Source organism: Paraburkholderia bannensis NBRC 103871 (genome assembly GCF_000685015.1).
Taxonomy (GTDB): domain Bacteria; phylum Pseudomonadota; class Gammaproteobacteria; order Burkholderiales; family Burkholderiaceae; genus Paraburkholderia; species Paraburkholderia bannensis.
The window spans coordinates 103,799-123,041 of record NZ_BAYA01000027.1; the positions used below are offsets into that span (position 1 = coordinate 103,799).

18 protein-coding genes are annotated in these 19,243 nt (G+C 63.7%); all 18 read left to right on the forward strand.

Annotated features, from left to right (window positions below; all coding sequences use genetic code 11):
- Positions 1–37: 37 nt before the first annotated feature.
- Entirely contained in the window at positions 38–1,321 is a 1,284-nt protein-coding gene (gene hisD / locus BBA01S_RS30315; protein ID WP_027819724.1) for a histidinol dehydrogenase, read from the forward strand.
- Positions 1,322–1,340: 19 nt separating this feature from the next.
- On the forward strand, positions 1,341–2,111 hold the full coding sequence (locus BBA01S_RS30320; RefSeq protein ID WP_042298136.1) for an SDR family NAD(P)-dependent oxidoreductase: 771 nt from the start codon (positions 1,341–1,343) through the stop codon (positions 2,109–2,111).
- A gap of 38 nt (positions 2,112–2,149) precedes the next feature.
- Positions 2,150–3,166 (forward strand): fumarylacetoacetate hydrolase family protein, encoded by a 1,017-nt coding sequence (locus BBA01S_RS30325; protein ID WP_027819726.1) that lies wholly within the window; start codon positions 2,150–2,152, stop codon positions 3,164–3,166.
- Complete coding sequence (locus BBA01S_RS30330; protein WP_027819727.1) at positions 3,163–5,031, forward strand: phytoene desaturase family protein; 1,869 nt, start codon at positions 3,163–3,165, stop codon at positions 5,029–5,031. The genes BBA01S_RS30325 and BBA01S_RS30330 overlap by 4 nt, the downstream gene beginning before the upstream one ends.
- Positions 5,028–5,972 (forward strand): NAD-dependent epimerase/dehydratase family protein, encoded by a 945-nt coding sequence (locus BBA01S_RS30335; RefSeq protein WP_027819728.1) that lies wholly within the window; start codon positions 5,028–5,030, stop codon positions 5,970–5,972. The genes BBA01S_RS30330 and BBA01S_RS30335 overlap by 4 nt, the downstream gene beginning before the upstream one ends.
- Positions 5,973–6,045: 73 nt before the next feature.
- On the forward strand, positions 6,046–6,978 hold the full coding sequence (locus BBA01S_RS30340; RefSeq protein WP_027819729.1) for a VOC family protein: 933 nt from the start codon (positions 6,046–6,048) through the stop codon (positions 6,976–6,978).
- Positions 6,975–7,340: a Rieske (2Fe-2S) protein gene (locus BBA01S_RS30345; protein WP_042298137.1), complete on the forward strand. Its 366-nt coding sequence runs from the start codon at positions 6,975–6,977 to the stop codon at positions 7,338–7,340. The genes BBA01S_RS30340 and BBA01S_RS30345 overlap by 4 nt, the downstream gene beginning before the upstream one ends.
- 14 nt (positions 7,341–7,354) lie before the next feature.
- A complete protein-coding gene (locus tag BBA01S_RS30350) occupies positions 7,355–8,518 on the forward strand; it encodes an alpha/beta hydrolase family protein (RefSeq protein WP_027819731.1) in 1,164 nt (387 codons plus the stop codon).
- 52 nt (positions 8,519–8,570) lie between these two features.
- On the forward strand, positions 8,571–9,704 hold the full coding sequence (locus BBA01S_RS30355) for an FAD-dependent oxidoreductase (RefSeq protein ID WP_027819732.1): 1,134 nt from the start codon (positions 8,571–8,573) through the stop codon (positions 9,702–9,704).
- A gap of 44 nt (positions 9,705–9,748) precedes the next feature.
- On the forward strand, positions 9,749–10,501 hold the full coding sequence (locus BBA01S_RS30360) for an SDR family NAD(P)-dependent oxidoreductase (protein WP_027819733.1): 753 nt from the start codon (positions 9,749–9,751) through the stop codon (positions 10,499–10,501).
- Positions 10,502–10,686: 185 nt separating this feature from the next.
- Positions 10,687–11,568, forward strand: coding sequence for a sap1 transcriptional regulator SapR (sapR, locus tag BBA01S_RS30365; protein ID WP_027819734.1), 882 nt, complete (start codon positions 10,687–10,689; stop codon positions 11,566–11,568).
- 5 nt (positions 11,569–11,573) lie between these two features.
- On the forward strand, positions 11,574–12,140 hold the full coding sequence (gene ddpX, locus BBA01S_RS30370; RefSeq protein ID WP_027819735.1) for a D-alanyl-D-alanine dipeptidase: 567 nt from the start codon (positions 11,574–11,576) through the stop codon (positions 12,138–12,140).
- Positions 12,141–12,210: 70 nt separating this feature from the next.
- Positions 12,211–13,818, forward strand: coding sequence for an ABC transporter substrate-binding protein (locus tag BBA01S_RS30375; RefSeq protein WP_027819736.1), 1,608 nt, complete (start codon positions 12,211–12,213; stop codon positions 13,816–13,818).
- 11 nt (positions 13,819–13,829) lie between these two features.
- Positions 13,830–14,900 (forward strand): ABC transporter permease, encoded by a 1,071-nt coding sequence (locus tag BBA01S_RS30380; RefSeq protein ID WP_027819737.1) that lies wholly within the window; start codon positions 13,830–13,832, stop codon positions 14,898–14,900.
- Positions 14,901–14,958: 58 nt separating this feature from the next.
- Complete coding sequence (gene nikC / locus BBA01S_RS30385; protein ID WP_027819738.1) at positions 14,959–15,873, forward strand: nickel transporter permease; 915 nt, start codon at positions 14,959–14,961, stop codon at positions 15,871–15,873.
- A gap of 1 nt (position 15,874) precedes the next feature.
- Positions 15,875–16,756 carry an ABC transporter ATP-binding protein gene (locus BBA01S_RS30390; RefSeq protein WP_027819739.1) on the forward strand — a complete coding sequence of 294 codons (882 nt, stop codon included), beginning with the start codon at positions 15,875–15,877 and terminating at the stop codon, positions 16,754–16,756.
- Entirely contained in the window at positions 16,753–17,493 is a 741-nt protein-coding gene (locus BBA01S_RS30395; protein WP_027819740.1) for an ABC transporter ATP-binding protein, read from the forward strand. Before BBA01S_RS30390 ends, BBA01S_RS30395 begins: the two co-directional genes overlap by 4 nt.
- Positions 17,494–17,816: 323 nt before the next feature.
- Positions 17,817–18,869, forward strand: a complete 1,053-nt coding sequence (locus tag BBA01S_RS43440) for a hypothetical protein (protein WP_245641633.1) — start codon at positions 17,817–17,819, stop codon at positions 18,867–18,869.
- The last annotated feature ends 374 nt before the right edge of the window (positions 18,870–19,243 follow it).

Below are 19,243 nucleotides of genomic sequence, written 5' to 3' on the forward strand. Positions count from 1 at the left end.
TCTTACTTCTCTTCACGGATACACGGATAGCAACGACATGATCGAACATCTCAAGACCGGCCAGACGGCCCAGGTGAAAGCCGACAACAACGCGCAGGTGCGCATGACCGTCGAAAAGATCATCGCCGATATCGAGTCGCGCGGTGAATCCGCTGTTCGTGAGTATTCCGAACGTTTCGACAAGTGGAATCCGCAGCACTTCCGCCTCTCGCAGGACGAGATCCAGGCCTGCATCGACGCGCTCTCGCCGCAGGCCATCGAGGACATCAAGTTCGCCCAGGCGCAGATTCGCCGCTTCGCGCAGATTCAACTGCTGTCGCTGCGCGATGTCGAAGTGGAAACGCTGCCGGGCGTCGTGCTGGGCCACAGGAACATTCCGGTGAATTCAGTGGGCTGCTACATTCCGGGCGGCAAATATCCGCTGCTGGCGTCGGCGCATATGAGCGTGCTGACTGCGAAAGTCGCGGGCGTCAAACGCGTGATCGCCTGCGCGCCGCCGTTCGACGGCAAGCCGTCGCCGGAAATCATCGCCGCGATGGCGCTCGCGGGCGCCGACGAAATCTACGTGATGGGCGGCGTCCAGGGCGTGGCGGCCATGGCGCTGGGCACGGAACACATCGCGCCGGTGGATATGATCGTCGGCCCGGGGAATGCCTTTGTGGCCGAAGCCAAACGCCAGCTTTACGGCCGCGTGGGCATCGACCTGTTCGCGGGCCCGACCGAAACGCTGGTGATCTGCGACGACAGCGTGGACGCCGAACTGGTCGCCGTCGACCTGCTGGGCCAGGCCGAACACGGGCCGACCTCGCCCGCATACTGCATCACCACGAGCAAAAAGATCGCCGCCGAACTGGCCGCCGCAATCGAAACCGTGCTCGCGCGCCTGGACACAGCGCCGGTGGCCAGCGTCGCCTGGCGCGATTACGGCGAGATCATCCTGTGCGACACCGACGAGGAAATGTTGCAGGAAGCCGAACGCCTGTGCTCGGAGCACGTCCAGGTGATGACGCGCGACCCGGACTGGTTCCTGCAGCGCATGACCAACTACGGCGCGCTGTTCCTCGGCCATCGCACCAATGTCTCGTACGGCGACAAGGTGATCGGCACCAATCACACGCTGCCGACCATGGGCGCGGGGCGTTACACGGGCGGCCTGTGGGTCGGTAAATTCATCAAGACGCACAGCTACCAGCGCATTCTCACGGACGAAGCGTCGGTGAAAATCGGCGAAGTCTGCTCGCGGCTGTGCGCGCTCGAACACTTTTCGGGCCACAAGGAGCAAGCCGATATTCGCGTGCGCCGTCTTGGCAAGCCGCAATAAGGCGAGGTTCAAACTCGACATGACGACGTTCACCACCACCACGGGCGAGCGCCCGGTTGCGCTCGTGACGGGCGCGACCGGCGGCCTGGGCGCGCAGATCTGCCGCACGCTGGCGCAAGCCGGTTGCGCGGTTGTCGCCGGGTATCGCAGTTCGGCGCACGCGGCGCAAACGCTGGTTGCGCAACTCGACGGCGTGGGCCATCGCGCCTTCGCCGCGCCGGTCACGGACACGGCCGCGCTCGCGCGTCTGGCCGATGATGTCGCGACGCATTATGGCCGCTGCGATGTGCTCGTGAACTGCGCGGGCACGACGCGCTTCGTCGCCCACGACGATCTCGACGGCATGAGCGACGCGCTCATCGACGATGTGCTGGCCACCAACGTGCGCGGCCCGTTCGCCATGGTGCGCGCGCTGCGCCCGCTGCTGGCGCAAAGCACGCTGGCGGGCGGCGCGGTCGTCGTCAATATCTCGTCGATTGCCGCGCACACGGCGATGGGCAGCAACGTCATTTATTGCGCGTCGAAAGCGGCGCTCGACAATCTCACGAAGTCGCTGGCGCGCGCGCTGGCGCCGCAGATTCGCGTGGTGTCGGTCTCGCCGGGGCTCGTCGATACGGAATTCGTCAAGTCGATGGACACCGCATGGCGCGACGAACAGGCCGCACGCACGCCGCTCGGGCGCCTTGCCGATCCGCAGGAGATCGCGCAGGCCGTGCTCGTCGCCGCGCGCGATCTGCGCTTCACCACCGGCTGCGTGCTGCCCGTGGACGGCGGCCGTCCGCTGCGCTAAACCGTCAACTCAAAAGCAAAACGAAGGAGACAGACACCATGAAACTCGCGTCGCTCAACACTGGCCACCCGGATGGCGCGCTGATCGTCGTTTCGCGCGATCTGCACCGTGCGGTGCACGCCGACGCCGTCGCGCCCACCCTGCGCGCCGCGCTCGACGACTGGACGCGCGCCGAACCCGCCTTGCAGGCGCTTTACACCGCGCTCAACGCGGGCACCGCCGCCAATGCCTTCGACTTCGATGCGCGCGCCTGCACCGCGCCGCTACCGCGCACGCACCAGTTCATCGACGCCTCGGCGTTCCTGAACCACGGCCGCATCATGACGCAGGCCTATCATCCGGAGAAGCAGTCCGATCCCACGACGCCCGTGCTGATCCAGCGTCAGGCCGACGATTTCGCGGGCCCGCACGCCGATTACCCCTTCCCCGACGAAGCCGACCACTGCGATTTCGAAGGCGAAGTGGGCGTGATCCTGGGCGATGTGCCAATGGGCACGCGGCCAGCCGAAGCGCTCGACCATGTGTGCCTCATCGTGCTGTTCAACGACGTGAGCATGCGCAAACACCTGTTCCGCGAACTGGGCATGGGCTTCGGCTTCATCCTCGCCAAGCCCGCCACGGCGTTCGCGCCGGTCGCCGTCACGCCCGACGAACTGGGCGACGCGTGGCGCGACGGACGCGTGCAGCTCGACATGGAAGTCTCGCGCAACGGCCAGCGCTTCGGTTCGCCGAATGGCCGCGAGATGAACTTCGGCTTTCACGAACTGATCGCGTATATCGCGTACAACCGCAATCTGCGCGCGGGCATGCTGCTCGGCTCCGGCACGTTTTCAAATGTCGATTACCGCCAGACCGGCTCGGCCTGCCTCGCCGAACAACGCGCCATCGAAGCGCTGGAGCACGGCGAGTCGCGCACGCCGTGGTTGCGGTTTGGCGAGCGGTTGCGCTTTGAAATGAAGGGCCGCGACGGGCAATCGATCTTCGGTGCGATCGATCACCGCTTTGTGCAGGCCGACTATGTGCAGCAAAACGTGACGTCAGGAGTCGATGCATGAGCCAGCAGTACGACATCGTTGCCATGGGCGCGGGCCACAACGGGCTGGTGGCCGCAGCCTATCTCGCGAAAGCGGGCAAAAAAGTGCTGGTGCTGGAGCGCAAGGCGTGGCCCGGCGGCGGCGTGAGCACGCGCGAACTCAACACGCCTGGCTACTGGCACGACGAGCATTCGAGCGTGCACATCATGATTCAGGGCAATCCGATGCTGCGCCAGGACGAACTCGGCCTGCTGTCGGAGCACGGCCTGAAGTACCACTATTCGCCGGTGCCGCACGCCACGGTGTTCCCAGACCAGTCGGTGCTGTTCACCTACAAGGATCTGGACAAGACCTGCGAATGCTTCGCGAAGGTCTCGCAAAAGGACGCCGATACCTATCGCGCCTTCGTGAAGATGAGCCAGCAGGTGCTGCAGATGTTCATGCCGGGCCTCTATTCGCCGCCGCCTCCGCTGGGCGAGCTGGTGGCCATGCTCGATCGCAGCGACGAGGGCCGCCTCATGCTCGACTACATGAATCGCGATTGCCTCGACCTCGTCAATCAACTCTACGAGAGCGACAAGATCAAGATTCACCTGCTGCGGCTCGTGAGCGAAAACCTGCAGGCGCCCAACGAACTCGGCACCGGCATGGGCGTGCTGCTGATGCCCGGCATCATCCACACCTATGGCGTCTCGCAGCCGGTGGGCGGCAGCGGCAAGCTGACCGAATCGCTGGTGCGCTGCATCGAATCGCATGGCGGCGAGGTGCGTTGCAACGCCGAAGTCGCGCAGATTCTCACGAGCGCGGGCCGCGCCAGCGGCGTGCGTCTTGCCGACGGCGAAACGATTGTCGCGAAGGACGCGGTGATCGGTGCGATCCATCCGCATGTGATCCGCCGCTTCGTGGAAGGCGTGCCCGAGCCGGTGCTCCAGCGCGCCGAGCGCGCGACGCTCGCGCCCTTCTCGATCATGGTGAGCCACTACGACCTGAAGGAAAACGCGCGCTTTTATGCGGGCGAGGAAGTGGGCTATGCGACCATGCTCGAATTGATGGCCACGGACAGCCTCGACGACATGCTCGCCGATTTCGACGACCTCAAACGCGGCCTGATCACCGAGCGCCGTCTGTGCGCGGGCGGTGACGAAAGCATCGGCGACAAAACGCGCGTGCCGGCGGGCAAGGGCATGTTCCATGGCATCACGTTCGCGCCTTATAACGTCAAGGACAAACGCTGGGCGGGCCGCCACTGGGACGACATCAAGGAAGAGATTGGCGACCTGTCGCTGGCGCATTATCGCCAGTTCGTTTCGAACCTCACGAGCGACAACATTGTCGCGCGCAGCATCGTGAGTCCCGTCGATCTCGAACGCTCCAGTCCGAACAGCATGATGCGCGGCGACCTGCACGGCGTGGCGCCTTACTTCTACCAGAGCGCGGGCCATCGTCCGACGCCCGACCTCGGCCAGTTCACGGTGCCGGGCGTCGAGCGTCTGTATCTGGCCGGGCCGTTCCAGCATCCGGGCGGCGGCGTCTACGGCGCGGGCCGCGCCACCGCCATCAAGATGTTCGAGCAACTGGGCATGGATTTCAGCAGCGTCGCGAAGGGCGCGCGCCAGGATAGCGGCGTCCCGGCTACGGCTCAGCAGAACGGTGCATCAAAGAAGGACGGCATGGTGCTGCGCGGCCCCGCCGACGAAGAACTGATGCACGTGGAGTCGCTGGAGCGCGTGGGCAACGAACTCGTCATCAAGGGCAAGAGCTTCGGCACCATGCCGATGGAAGCGCGTCTGGACGCCGCTTCGGCGCGGGCGGGCCTGAAGATGCTGGGCGCGTCGCGCCTCGCCTTCCTCGCCACGCTGCCGTTTCGCAAGGGAGACCCGCAATGAGCCATGTCGTCGTCACGGGCGCGCAGGGCTTCGTCGGCCGCGCGCTCGTCAAGCGTCTGCTGGCTGACGGCCTGGGCGCGCGCGCCGTCTCGAAGCTCACGCTGCTCGATATTGCATTCGACGCGCCGCACGCCGACGCTCGCGTCACGCAGATCGCGGGCAGCATCGCCGATGCCGATGTGCGCGCGCAGGCGTATGCCAGCAGCGTCGATGCCGTGTTCCATCTCGCCAGCATCCCGGGCGGTGCGGCCGAGCGCGACTATGCGCTGGGCCGTGCAATCAACCTGGACGCCACGCTCGGCCTGCTTGAAGACCTGCGGGGTCAGCCGCGCCCGCCGCGCTTCGTGTTCGCGAGCACGGTGGCCGTCTACGGCGAAAGCTTGCCCGCCGTGGTCGATGAAAACACCCTGCCCGCGCCCGCGCTGAGTTATGGCGCGCACAAGCTGATGGGCGAAGCGCTGGTGGCCGACGCCACGCGCCTGGGCTGGGTGCAGGGCTGCTCGCTGCGCCTGCCTGGCGTGGTGGCGCGTCCTGGCGACGGCGCGGGCCTGATGTCGGCGTTCATGAGCCAGTTGTTCTGGAAACTCGCCGCCAACGAAGCGCTCACCGTGCCGGTTTCGCCCGACGGCGTGGCGTGGTGGATCTCGGTTGGCGCCTGCGTGGGCAACCTGCTGCACGTCGCGAGCGTCGACGTCGATCGCTTCAACGCGCGGCGCAGCTACCCGATGCCGGTGCTGCGCCTGACCATCAGCGAAGTCGTGGACGCACTGGCTGCGCGTTACGGAGAAGCGCGCAAGGCGCTCGTGAGCTACGCGCCCGATCCCTTCGTCGAGCGCTTGTTCGCGCGCTATCCGCCGCTGCTGACGCCCGAGGCCGAACGCCTTGGCCTGCGCCACGACGGCGACGTAGACCAGCTGATCACGCGCGCCATGGCGCAATAAACCCCGCGCAACCCGCACACCACGCCGTACCCCATCAACGGCGGCGCGAAGCAAACGAAAAGGATTCCTGATTATGCAGATCGTTGGACTCGAATATCTCGTCTTCGGTATCGACGACATGGTGGGCGCCCGCCAGTATTTGCTCGATTACGGCCTCGACGAAGTCGACTACGATCCCGTGCGCGGCGGCGTCTTTCAGGCGCTGGACGGCACCGGTCTCGTGATGCGCGCCGCCGACGACCCGAGCCTGCCGCCGCTGCCGCCGAAGGCCGCCACGCCCAGCCTGCGCGAAACCGTCTACGGCGTGGACAACGCCGATACGCTCGCGTCGATCCGCGCGCATCTGGAAGCCGAGCGCGCCGTGACGGTGGACGCCAGCGGCACGGTGCATTGCATCGACGACGCGGGCTTCGGCGTGGCCTTCATGGTGACGCAACGCCGCCCATACGAAGCGCGCTATCTGGGCTTCAACGTGCCGGGCCAGGCCGCCGGACGCGCGCCGAACGACTGCGCCGCCGATCCGGACGCCGTCATCAAGCCGCGCACGCTGTCCCATGTGGTGTATTTCGTCGAGGACGCGCAAAAGGCCGAAGCCTTCTACACGCGTCTGGGCTTCATCGTCACAGACCGCTTCAATCACCTTGGCCCGTTCATGCGCCCGGCGGGTACGCTCGATCATCACACGCTTTTCATGATCGAAAGCCAGAACGATCACATGATCGGCTGCAATCACTTTACGTTCCATCTCGGCTCGCCCGCCGAAGTGCTCCAGCACGGCTGGAATTTCGTGAAAAAAGGCTACAAGAGCTTCTGGGGGCCGGGCCGCCATGTTCTGGGCAGCAACTTCTTCTGGTATTTCAACAGCCCGTTTGGCGCGACCATCGAATTCGACGCCGACATGGATCATCACGACGCCAGCTGGACGCCGCGCGCCGTCGATCCCGGCTCCGACAATTCGCAGATTTTCCTCTTCGAGGCGCGCAACAAATGGGCGCCAGGCGAATGACCGCGCCCGCGCGGGAGCGCCGGCTTTGCGCGCTCGACGCGCTGCCCGACGGCGGCGCGCGCGGCATGCTGCGCGAAGGCCTGGACGATCGCCTGTGCGTGGTGCGCCAGGGCGACGACGTGTTCGTCTGGCTCAACGACTGCCCGCATGAACATCGCCCCATGGAGTACCGCCAGGACCGCTTTCTTTCCGGCGACGGCCAGCACATCGTCTGCTACGCGCATTCCGCGCATTTCGACATCCGCACGGGCCATTGTTTTGCGGGGCCATGCACCGGGCAGTCACTCGTCAACGTGCCAGCCCGCGTCGTCAACGGCGAAGTCTGGATTCCCGCCGAATTGCCCTCGATTTTCGACCTTTAATACGGACTACCATCATGTTCCAGTACTTCCCCACCAATTACGTGTGGAGCCTCTCGACGATGATCGCCCTCTCGCACGGCGGCAACATCGGCGAAGTCGATGCGATGTGCGCGCCGCTGCGCGATGCCGCGCTCGCAGGCGACGATCCCGGCACGGTCGCGTTTTATGAGGCATGGAAAGCGGGCGCAGACCAGCTGTCCGCACTCGCCGACGAAGACGTCGCGCAGGGCCACACGCTGTCGGCTGGCGAGAAATACGGGCGTGCTGGCCTTTATTACGGCATCGCCGAACGCATGCAGGCACACGGCTTCGAAGCGCGCCTCGCGATCTACCGGCGCTCGCTCGAACAGTTCGAACTCGGCCGCACGCTGGGCCGCGAAAATTGCGTGCGGGTCGAAATCCCGTATGGCGAAACCCATCTGGCCGCGCTTTACGTGCGCGCCGAAGGCCTGCAAGCGGGCCAGCGCGCGCCCATCGTCGTGGTGATGAACGGCCTCGACTCGACCAAGGAAATGCTGCAAAAGAGCGTGATGGGCACGATGTTCGCGCGGCGCGGCCTGAGCGCGCTGTTCGTCGATCAGCCCGGCACCGGCGAGGCGCTGCGCCTGCAAGGCCTGCCCGCCGTCCACAATACGGAAGCCTGGGCCGCGCCCATCGTGGACTGGCTCGAACGGCATGACGAGGTGGACGCGCAGCGCATCGGCGCGCTGGGCGTGTCGCTGGGCGGCTATTACTGCCCGCGCGCGGTCGCATTCGAACCGCGCTTTGCGTGCGGCGCCGTGTGGGGCGCGAATCACGACTGGCGCGCCGTGCAGCAGGCGCGCCTGAACCGCGAAGGCGAAAACCCCGTGCCGCACTACTGGAAGCACGTGCAATGGGTGTTCGGCGCGCGCGACATGGACGACTTCTTCGCGAAGGCGGAGCACATGCATCTGAATGGCGTGCTCGATCGCATCCGCGTGCCGTTCCTGGTCACGCACGGCGAAAACGATCGCCAGATTCCGCTCAAATACGCGCACGAAACTTTCGAACAACTGATCAATAGTCCCAGGAAAGACCTGTTTGTTTTTGGCGCGCGCGAAGGCGGCGTGGAGCACAGTTCGCTCGACAATCCGCTCAACGCGGGCAACCGCATCGCCGACTGGCTTGCCGCCCAGCTTGGCGGCACGCTCGCCTGAGCGCGCGGGCAAGAACCGGCGCGCACTCCAACCATAACTACAGAGACACACCATGGCACTCGTCAACAAGGTTCTGATCGTCGGCGGCGGCATCGGCGGCATGTGCGCGGCGATCACGCTGCGCCGTCAGGGCATCGACGTCGATCTCGTCGAACTCAATCCTCAGTGGGCCGCCGACGGCGCGGGCATCACCATCAGCGGGCCGACGCTGCGCGGCCTGCGCGAAATCGGCGTGGTCGACGACGTGCTGCGCGTGGGCGGCTCGTGGCGCGCCGTCGATATCTGCGACGCCGATGGCGCATTGCAGGCCTGCGTGCCCATTGATCCTGCGCACGGCGCCGACGGCCTGCCGGGCGCGGCGGGCATCATGCGCACGGCGCTGGCGTCGATTCTCGGCGACGCCACGCGCGCAGCCGGCGCGCAGGTGCGTCTGGGCGTGAGCTTCGAAACGCTGGCACAGGATGCCGAAGGCGTGGATGTCGTATTCACCGACGGCCACCGCGCGCGCTACGACCTCGTGATCGGCGCGGACGGCGTGAATTCGACGGTGCGCCGCCACGTCAAGCCCGACTTCGTTGGCCCGCGCTTCACGGGCCAGGGATCGTGGCGCGCCGTGGTGCCACGCCTGCGCGAGAACTCGACGATCTACATGGGCAAGACCACGAAAGCCGGCATGAACCCGATCAGCGCGACGCACTGCTATCTGTTCGTGCTCGACAAACGCGAGGGCGTGGATTTCGTCGCGCCCGAACAGTGGCCGCGCCTGCTGGCCGAACTGCTCGAAGAATTCGACGGCCCGATCGGCGATTTCCGGCGTGCGCTGCTCAACGGCTCGCCCGACGAGCATCGCGTGTTGTACCGCCCGCTCGCGGGGCATATCATCGACGGCCCGTGGCATCGCGGCCGTATCGCGCTGCTGGGCGATGCCGTTCACGCCACCACCCCGCATCTGGCGTCGGGCGCGGGCATCGCGGTTGAAGGCGCGATCGTGCTGGCGCAGGAACTGGCGCGGCGGCATTCGCTCGAAGGCGCGCTGCTCGCGTATGCGGGACGGCACTACGATCGCGCGCGGCTCGTGGTGTCGTCGTCGGCCAGGCTGGGCGACATCGAGCGCAACGGCGGCTCGCGCGACGATCACACGCGCATCATGGTCAACGCCTTACAGGCGCTGCGTGCGCCGATCTGACCCGCGCCAACAAGGTTCAACCCAATACGAACAGTGACACCATCATGACCGAATCCCAATCGAACCCGGCCCGCGTGGCCGTCGTCACGGGCGCAGCCGGTGGCCTTGGCGAAGCGTTCGCGCTGCGGCTCGCCGCCAGTGGCCACACGCTCGTGCTGACCGACCGCGCGCCCTGCGACGCGCTCGCGGCGCGCATCGAAGCCGCGGGCGGCCACGCGCTCGCGCTGCCCTGCAATCTCGCCGATATCGACGACATCGCGCGCTTCACGTCGCGCGTGCTGGAACAGACGGGCAAGGTCGACGTGCTCGTCAACAATGCTGCATTCATGCCGATGGCGCCGGTCGCGAATATCAACGCCGCGCTCTGGCGTCAGATCATGACCGTCAACGTGGACGCGCCGTTTCTGCTCGCCCAGGCGTTTTCGGCGGGCATGATCGAGCGAGGCTGGGGGCGCATCGTCAATCTCGCGTCGAGCACGGTCTGGGGGCCGCCGCCCGGCATGAGCGCCTATGCGTGCAGCAAGATGGCCGTGATTGGCCTCACACGCGCGCTCGCGTCGGAATTCGGCGCGCATGGCGTGACCGTCAACGCGATCTCGCCGGGCCTTACGAAGCACGCGGGAAGCGCGGCGAACCTGCCCGCCGGGGCGTTCGAGGCGGTGCGCGCGCGGCAATTCATCCCGCGCACCGAGCAGCCGGACGATCTGACCGGCGCGCTTGCCTTCCTGGTCAGCGACGATGCGTGCTTCGTCACCGGCCAGGTCATCAATGTCGATGGCGGAGGCTTCGGTTTCTAGGCGGCAAATGTATTCGTTGCCGTCACCCTATATAGCGAGTCGCGCAGCAATGCGCCTTCTCGCTATTGGTTTTCGTGATCCGATAAAAAAATCAAGCTAGCACTCGCTTTATTGTCCTTGTCATATACATACCAGTTCGCCGAGCCATGACAGATAACTAACGAGAAGACCGGAATCGCGACTCGATGTCCACCGCATTCGCTCATACAGTCGAAGCGAGTTTTGCGACGCTCACGCCCACGGCCAAGCGCATTGCCAGTTATATGCTTGCGAATCTGGAGCGCCTCGGGCTGGAGACGGCGGATCAGATAGCACAACAGACGGGCACGAGTGGTATTTCGGTCGGGCGCTTTCTGCGCAGCGTGGGCTATCGCAATCTCGACGACCTGAAGCGCGAATTGCGCGGTGCACAAACACGGCCGTGGTTCATCACGGATCGTCTCGACGCCTGGCGCAGCGAGCGCCCCGACGGCTACGCCAACGGCGTGGACAACAAGCGTGACATGGCGCTTGCGCGCTCGCTCGATCTTGAGGTCGATGCGATCCGCTATGTGTACCAGCTTGCGCTAGGCGACACCTTCGCCCGCGTCGCGCAGCGCATCGCCACTGCGGATGCCGTCTATATTCTCGGGATCCAATCGACGCGCGGCATTTCGAATGCGTTCTACAGTTACCTCGAATATTTGCGGCCCCGTGTGTTCTTTTCCGATGGCATGTCAGGCTCGTATATCGAGTCGCTGAATTCGGAGTTCGCGTCGCCGTATCTGATCGTCACCGACACACGTGCCTACTCGCGCATCGCGCGCCGCTATTGCGAGGCGGCGGCACGGCGCAAATTGCCGTTCGCGCTTGTCACTGATCTCTATTGCCCGTGGGCGCGCGACTTCGCCTGCGATCTGCTGCAAGTGAAAACGGATGTCGGTCAGTTCTGGGATTCGCTTGCGCCGCTCACCTGCCTGTTCAACCTGCTGATTACGTCGATTGTCGGGCAGCTCGGCTCCGCTATCGACCAACGTGTCGCGCAGAACCGCGAGTTGCAACGCGAACTCGACCAATTCGATCTCTGACAATCATGACCGATACCCCGCACCTCATTCACATCACGCCGCAAACGCACGGCGTCGAACTCGACCTCGTGTATGCGACCGATCGCAACTTCACCGGCAAGGCGATTTACAAGGAAGCGCACGCGCTGCTGCTCGCGCCCGCTGAAGCCCGATTGCGCAAAGCCGTCGAACTTGCTGAAAGCGCCGGCATGAAGTTGCGCATTTTCGACGCGTACCGTCCGCCGCAAGCACAAAAAGCACTGTGGGATTTTCTGCCCGATCCCACCTATGTCGCAGAACTTGGCCGAGGCTCGAACCATAGCCGGGGTACGGCGCTCGACCTTACCTTGATCGACGGCAACGGTGAGGCGCTCGACATGGGCACGGACTTCGATGCAATGATCAAGGAGTCCGAGCATTTCCATCAGGGATTGCCGCAGCATGTGCAGCGCAATCGCCTGCTGCTGCTCGGCATCATGCATGCGGCAGGATTCACCCATATTCCGAGCGAATGGTGGCATTACGAAATTCCGGGTTCACGCTCGCTGCCCGTGATTGACAATGCCGAAAGCGGCCCCCTGAAATTAATGTAATCGCGCTCTGGTTCTTTGCTGTTCGTTTTACGGGTTTCTCACCGCCTCTCCTTCTCGATACGGAGCGAGTATGAATCTGGTTTTGCGCAATGCGCTGGCGGCAGTCACGGTCGTGTCCGCACTGACGCTTACGATGACGACAACAAGTACTGCATTTGCGGCGACGCCGAAAGACATGCTGGTCATCGCCACCACGCTCGACGAATTCTCGACGCTCGATCCCGGAGAAGTCTATGAGCTCGTGCCGGAAGAATATGTCGCGAATACCTATGATCGACTGGTGCGCGTCGACCTGAAAGACCCGGCGAAATTCAATGGCGATGTCGCGCAATCGTGGACGGTCAGCCCAGATGGACTTACGTTCACGTTCAAGATTCGCCCGGGACTCACGTTCCACTCGGGCCATCCTCTGACCGCCGATGATGTCGCCTGGTCGATACAGCGCTGCGTACTGCTCGATAAAGGCGCGGCGGCCGTATTGCAAGGTATTGGTCTAACCAAAGACAACGTGCTGCAAAACGTCAAGAAGATCGACGACTCGACGGTCAGCATTACGACTGCCCAGAAATACTCGCCCACGTTCGTGCTGAACGTGCTGGGTGCGTGGCCCGCGTCAGTGGTCGACAGGCAGCTCCTGATGTCGCATCAGAAGGGCAACGATTTCGGCAACGAATGGCTGCGCACGAACGAAGCGGGCTCCGGCGCGTACAAGCTCGTCAAATGGACGGCGAACGACAGCCTCATCCTGCAGAAATACGACGGCTACCGATTGCCGCTCGCGATGAAACGCATTGTGATGCGCCATGTGCCGGAAGCCGCGAGCCAGCGCCTTCTGCTCGAAAATGGCGACGCGGATGTCGCGCGCAATCTGAGCCCCGACGATCTCACCGCATTGACCAAGGCCAGCAAGGTGCAGGTGATGTCGGTACCGCAAGCGACGTTGCTCTACCTCGGCCTGAACATGAAGAACCCGAATCTCGCGAAGCCGGAAGTGCAGGAAGCCATGAAATGGCTGATCGACTATGACGGCATTCAGAAGAACGTGACGAAGAGCACGTTCAAGGTTCATCAAACGTTCCTGCCCGAAGGTTTCCTCGGCGCGTTGAATACCAATCCGTATCACCAGGACGTTGCCAGGGCCAAGGCGCTGCTCGCCAAAGCGGGCTTGCCCAATGGCTTCAACGTGACGATGGATGTGCGCAGCACCTACCCGTACAACGACATAGCGCAAGCCTTGCAGGCGAATCTCGCGCAAGGTGGCATCAAGGTCGAGATCATTCCGGGCGACAACAAGCAGACGCTCGCGAAGTATCGTGCGCGTCAACACGATATCTATATCGGCGAATGGTCAGCCGACTACATCGACCCGCACAGCAATGCGCAGGGCTACGCATGGAATCCGGACAACTCCGACAAGTCGGCGTACAAGATGCTCGCATGGCGTAATTCGTGGGACATTCCCGACCTGACGAAACAGACCGATGCGGCGCTCGCCGAATCGTCGACGACAAAGCGCGCGCAACTCTATCAGACGATGCAGAAGGAAATGCTCGCAAAGTCGCCGTTCGTCATCATGTTCCAGCAGGTGTCGCAAGTGGCAATGCGTCCGGGCGTGTCGGGCCTCGAAGTCGGCCCAATCAACGATCTCGTGTCGTATCGGAATGTGAAGAAGCAATAAGCGTGTGAATCATGTCGACGACGACCACTCCTGTTGACCCGATACGCGCTGCGTCCGCACGCAGCGCGACCGTGCGCTGGACATTGCGCGTGCTGCAATGGGCGCTCACGCTGGCCATCACATTCACGGGCTTGCTGGCCGTGACCTTCGTGATCGGCCGCAAGGTGCCGATCGATCCCGTGCTCGCGATACTCGGCGATCGCGCGTCGGCGAGCGCTTATGCGGCCGCGCGCATTCAGTTGGGACTCGACAAGCCCCTCGCCGAACAGTTTTTCATCTATGTGCGCGCCGTGCTGCACGGCGATCTGGGCGTATCGCTGCTGACGGCGAATCCCGTGCTCGACGACATCAAGCGTGTCTTTCCCGCCACATTGGAACTCGCGACACTATCGACGATCATCGGCGTGTTGGTCGGCGTGCCGCTCGGCGTGATGGCTGCGACACGGCACAACCGCTGGATCGATCACATTGCGCGTTTCATCGGCCTGATCGGCAGTTCGGTGCCCGTGTTCTGGCTCGGCCTGATGGGACTGCTGTTGTTCTATGCGAAGCTGCACTGGGTCTCGGGGCCAGGAAGAATCGACCCTGTGTTCGATGGCATGGTCGATACGCGCACGGGCAGCCTGTTGATCGATTCGCTGATCGCGCGGGAATGGGATGTGTTCTTCAATGCAGTTTCGCATATCGCGTTGCCCGCAGCGATATTGGGCTACTACTCGGTCGCCTATCTGAGCCGGATGACGCGCGCGTTCATGCTCGACCAGTTGAACCAGGAGTACATCACGACGGCACGCGCGAAAGGCTTGTCCGAGCGGCGAGTCGTGTGGGTGCACGCATTCGGCAATATCTCGGTGCCGCTGCTGACGGTAATCGCACTGTCTTATAGCTTTTTGCTCGAAGGCTCCGTGCTCACCGAAATCGTATTCGCGTGGCCGGGCATCGGTTCGTATCTGACGGGCGCCCTGCTCAACGCCGATATGAATGCCGTGCTCGGCAGCACGCTCGTGATCGGCATGACCTTCATCGCGTTGAACCTGCTGACGGATGCGCTCTATCGCGTGTTCGATCCGCGTGCCCGCTGATGCAACGGAGATCTGCAACGTGTGTCCACCTGTTGAAACTTCAACGCAGGACTTGCCGATGAACATGCCTCGCTCAACATGGAGAGCCTGGTTGCTGACCGATTCGCCAGCTTCGCGCAGGCAAGCGGCACTGGGTCTTGCGTATCGGCGCTGGCGACGTTTCTCGGGTAATCCGCTATCGGTGTTCGGCTTGTTGATCCTCATGCTGCTCGTGATCGTCGCCGCCATCGGCCCCTGGATCGCGCCGCATGATCCGATCCAACAAGTGTTGTCCGACCGTCTGCTGCCGCCCGGGTCGGCCTCTCATTGGCTTGGCACCGATCAGCTCGGACGCGATATTCTTTCGCGCCTCATCGATGGCTCGGGCCTGACGCTGTCGATTGCGATTCTCGTTGTCGTGGTCGTCGTGCCGATCGGCTTGATGATCGGCACGACGGCGGGCTTCTTCGGAGGCTGGGTCGATAACGTGCTGATGCGCGTGACGGATATCGCGCTAGCGTTCCCGAAGATCGTGCTCGCGCTCGCATTCGCTGCGGCATTGGGGCCGGGGGTGTTCAACGCGGTGATCGCTATTTCGATTACCGCGTGGCCCGCGTATGCGCGTCTTGCGCGCGCCGAAACGTTGAGGCTGGTGCAAGCCGATTTCATACACGTCGCGCGGCTGCAAGGCGCGTCGAACCTCCGCATTCTGCTGCGCTATATCGTGCCGCTGTGTTCGTCGTCGGTGATCGTTCGCGCGACGCTTGACATGGCGGGCATCATTCTGACTGTTGCAGGCCTTGGCTTTCTGGGACTCGGCGCACAACCGCCCAGTCCAGAATGGGGCTTCATGGTCGCGTCGGGCCGCAACGTGCTGCTCGACGCCTGGTGGGTGGCGACGGTACCGGGCATCGCGATTCTGCTCGTGAGCCTCGCATTCAATCTGCTCGGCGATGGCTTGCGCGACGTGTTCGATCCCCGCCATGGAGACTGATATGAGCACGAACGACACGCGAGCGCCGCTCTGTGAGATCGACGATCTGCGCATCGCATTTCGCACGCACGACGGTACGCTCAATGAAGCGGTGCGCGGCCTCTCGCTGACGCTGCATAGAGGCGAGCGGCTTGGCATCGTCGGTGAATCGGGTTCCGGCAAGTCGCTGACGGGCCGCGCGTTGCCCGGCCTTCTGCCGCCTGCCGCCCATTGCACCGCGAAGAGGTTGCGCTTCGACGGAAATGATCTGCTGACTATGCGCGCCGACAAGCGCCGCCGTCTATGCGGTCAGCAAATGGGCCTGATCCTGCAAGATCCGAAGTACTCGCTGAACCCGGTGATGACGGTCGCGCAGCAAATGCGCGAGGCGTTCGCACTGCATGATCCGAAGCTCACCCGGCGTGCGATGCGTGAGAAGATCATCGCGGCCCTCGAAGCGGTGCATATCCGCCACCCCGCGCGCGTCGCGGATTCGTATCCGCATGAGCTTTCCGGCGGCATGGGACAGCGCGTGATGATCGCAATGATGGTATCGACCGGGCCGCGCCTGCTGATCGCCGATGAGCCGACCAGTGCGCTCGACGTGCTCGTATCGATGCAGGTGCTTGCCGTACTTGACGAGATGATCGCTAAACACGATACCGGCCTCATTTTTATCAGCCATGACTTGCCGCTGGTTATGTCGTTCTGCGATCGGGTGGCTGTGATGTATGCGGGGCGTGTCGTCGAAACATGCGCTGCGCGCGATCTCGCGCATGCGCAGCATCCTTATACGCGCGGGTTGCTTGCCGCCAATCCGCCGCTTGCCAATCCGCCTGCCGAATTGCCTGTTCTGTCGCGCGATCCTGCATGGCTCAGCGACACACAAGGAGCGTCCGCATGATCGACGTCGATGCGTTGACCGTGCGCTTCAAGACGGTCGCGGGCGCCATCGATGCCGTCCGCGCTGCGAGCTTTTACGTAGCGCAAGGCGAAGCGTTTGGGCTCGTCGGTGAGTCCGGTTCCGGCAAGTCAACCATTCTGCGTGCGTTGAGCGGTTTGACGCCCATTGCGCAAGGCACGGTACACATTGCGCAGCCAGGCGATGTTGTGCAAAAGCGCGCTGTGCAGATGGTGTTTCAGGATCCATACGGCTCGCTGCATCCACGCTTCACCGTTGATCAGACATTGCGCGAACCGTTGCGTATCAACGGCATCGGCCAGCATGACGAGCGTATCGTCAATGCGCTGCGTGAAGTCGGGCTCAATGCGTCGTTTCGGTTTCGCTATCCGCATCAGTTATCGGGTGGGCAGCGGCAACGCGTGGCGATTGCGCGCGCGCTGATCGTCGAGCCGCGTGTGTTGCTGCTCGACGAGCCGACATCGGCGCTCGATGTCTCTGTGCAAGCTGAGATATTGAACCTGCTCAAGCGCCTGCATCGCGAGCGCAATCTGACGATGATTCTTGTCACCCACAATCTCGCTGTCGTCAGCTTTCTGTGCTCGCGTGTTGCGATCATGCGCAATGGCGAGATCGTCGAAGAACTTACTGTGGAGAAACTCAGAGCGCAGGAAGTGGATAACGAGTATTCGCGCAGCCTGTTGCTCGCGACGAAGGGCTATCAGCGCAAGGCCGGTTGAACTTTCTGAACGCCTCCAGTCGCCACTGCGTCGACCACCGGTCGCGCGCGTGAGCGGTTGACGTTTTTTCCGGATATCGGTGCGCGACACGACATTCACAATAATCTCCAGACGATTAAGTCGTCTTGTGCATCAAAACTCGCGCGTAATTAAGCCTTGTCGATCGATCGCGGCGCTTCGCGTCGCTCGCTGCATCGTTTGGCAAGCAGCCGCCGTCGATTCGCGCGTTCCAGGACAATGACATTCCCGCTACTTACTTCGAGGCGGAAATGAGCGAGCGCCGACGTCCCGTCCCCTCCCATTCCGGCAGACGATTTCACACGTTGACCGGCCGGCTCCTCGCAAGCACGCGCCAGGCGTTGCAGCCGTGGCGGCAGCGAACGCCAGCGACCTGCAGTTGCACGATCGCCCTGGCGGCTGGCGTGGCGCTCGCGCTTGCCGCTTGCGCTCCGGCGACGCCCTCGCAGTCACAGGCCCTCGAACCCGAAGTCGCCAACCTCACGTCGCTCGCCAGCCAGCTATTCACGGGCCACGATCAGGCCGGCGCGTACTACTCGCTGGACGCGAAGGCGACCTTCGCCATCGACGCACCCGGCAAGCTGCGCCTGCTGGATCTGCGTTCGGGCGAGCCCCTTCCTGGCGCCGCCGATATGCAGGGCGAGACGATGTCGACCGCGTGCAAGCCCTTTGGCGCGGTGGCGAACCAGCGCACGACATGGTTTCCTTATACGGGTGTGTTCGTGCGCGGCGGCACGCTTGCGGCGGTCTCATCCCGTGGCGCCAACATCGGCATCAAGTCGCTGTCGGCGCGCAACGATGGCGCGATGATCTACACCGGCCACGACGCCGACGAAACCGAGTTCTTCTACGCGCCGTGCGTCGGCGCACAACGCGTGACACGCGGCTGGCGAACCCAGCGCTACATTCCGGACGGCGCGCTGCTGCGCGTACGCGCAGACGCAGGTGCGCGCGTCGACCTGCAACTGCCGCAACGTTTCGTTCCCTACGTGCTGCTGCGCTATCGCTCGGGGGCGATCATCCCGGTACCCATGCGCATGGTGCTGGCCACCGTCGATTTGAGCAACCGGCGCGTCGTGCTGCAATACCAGAGCACCTTTGCTGCGGCCGTGCCGATCCGCAAGATCGAAATGCGCCTGATTACGCCAGGCGGCCTGCCATCGCCGGGTGAAACCGCAGCGCGCTATCAGGAACGCACCCAGGCCATGCTGCAGGATCTGGCCGCCTGCCCGCCGCCGCACGCGCACGCAATCGAAGCCTGCGCGACGCCAACGCGCATGCCGAATCCGCTGATTTACTATTCATCGGCGGAGCTTGCCAGCCAGCGGCAGACAGCAGCGGCTAAAACTTCGCCGTAGGCAGCCGTAGCCGGCAATGCTGGCTCTCAGAAAACGTCGCCCTGCCGGGCGTCCCGTGGTGGGGGCAACGAAGACTTGGCGCGGCGCGACGCCTCACCACACGTCGCACGTGAGCCACGAGCTCGATGTGCACATCCCCAGCGATTCTGTGAAGCCAGCCGTAGCGAATGGCTGACGAATGCTAACGCCCCGCTCCGGCGCAGTTCCGCCTGCGTTCCAGGTGAGGCCGAGCTTGCCGGTCAACACTCCGGAACCACGTCGCCCTCGCGTTCGCCCGCTCTTTCGTCGGCCCTGAACGCGCGACGCTCTCGTTGAGCCAGCACGAACGGAAGTGTCCGTTTCCAGTTGTACTTATGCGATGGACACTTATCAGC

Excerpts from the sequence above, each read along its gene's own strand:
- hisD (WP_027819724.1), top strand. The coding sequence starts at position 38 with ATGATCGAACATCTCAAGACCGGCCAGACGGCCCAGGTGAAAGCCGAC.
- BBA01S_RS30320 (WP_042298136.1), top strand. The coding sequence starts at position 1,341 with ATGACGACGTTCACCACCACCACGGGCGAGCGCCCGGTTGCGCTCGTG.
- BBA01S_RS30325 (WP_027819726.1), top strand. The coding sequence starts at position 2,150 with ATGAAACTCGCGTCGCTCAACACTGGCCACCCGGATGGCGCGCTGATC.
- BBA01S_RS30330 (WP_027819727.1), top strand. The coding sequence starts at position 3,163 with ATGAGCCAGCAGTACGACATCGTTGCCATGGGCGCGGGCCACAACGGG.
- BBA01S_RS30335 (WP_027819728.1), top strand. The coding sequence starts at position 5,028 with ATGAGCCATGTCGTCGTCACGGGCGCGCAGGGCTTCGTCGGCCGCGCG.
- BBA01S_RS30340 (WP_027819729.1), top strand. The coding sequence starts at position 6,046 with ATGCAGATCGTTGGACTCGAATATCTCGTCTTCGGTATCGACGACATG.
- BBA01S_RS30345 (WP_042298137.1), top strand. The coding sequence starts at position 6,975 with ATGACCGCGCCCGCGCGGGAGCGCCGGCTTTGCGCGCTCGACGCGCTG.
- BBA01S_RS30350 (WP_027819731.1), top strand. The coding sequence starts at position 7,355 with ATGTTCCAGTACTTCCCCACCAATTACGTGTGGAGCCTCTCGACGATG.
- BBA01S_RS30355 (WP_027819732.1), top strand. The coding sequence starts at position 8,571 with ATGGCACTCGTCAACAAGGTTCTGATCGTCGGCGGCGGCATCGGCGGC.
- BBA01S_RS30360 (WP_027819733.1), top strand. The coding sequence starts at position 9,749 with ATGACCGAATCCCAATCGAACCCGGCCCGCGTGGCCGTCGTCACGGGC.
- sapR (WP_027819734.1), top strand. The coding sequence starts at position 10,687 with ATGTCCACCGCATTCGCTCATACAGTCGAAGCGAGTTTTGCGACGCTC.
- ddpX (WP_027819735.1), top strand. The coding sequence starts at position 11,574 with ATGACCGATACCCCGCACCTCATTCACATCACGCCGCAAACGCACGGC.
- BBA01S_RS30375 (WP_027819736.1), top strand. The coding sequence starts at position 12,211 with ATGAATCTGGTTTTGCGCAATGCGCTGGCGGCAGTCACGGTCGTGTCC.
- BBA01S_RS30380 (WP_027819737.1), top strand. The coding sequence starts at position 13,830 with ATGTCGACGACGACCACTCCTGTTGACCCGATACGCGCTGCGTCCGCA.
- nikC (WP_027819738.1), top strand. The coding sequence starts at position 14,959 with ATGAACATGCCTCGCTCAACATGGAGAGCCTGGTTGCTGACCGATTCG.
- BBA01S_RS30390 (WP_027819739.1), top strand. The coding sequence starts at position 15,875 with ATGAGCACGAACGACACGCGAGCGCCGCTCTGTGAGATCGACGATCTG.
- BBA01S_RS30395 (WP_027819740.1), top strand. The coding sequence starts at position 16,753 with ATGATCGACGTCGATGCGTTGACCGTGCGCTTCAAGACGGTCGCGGGC.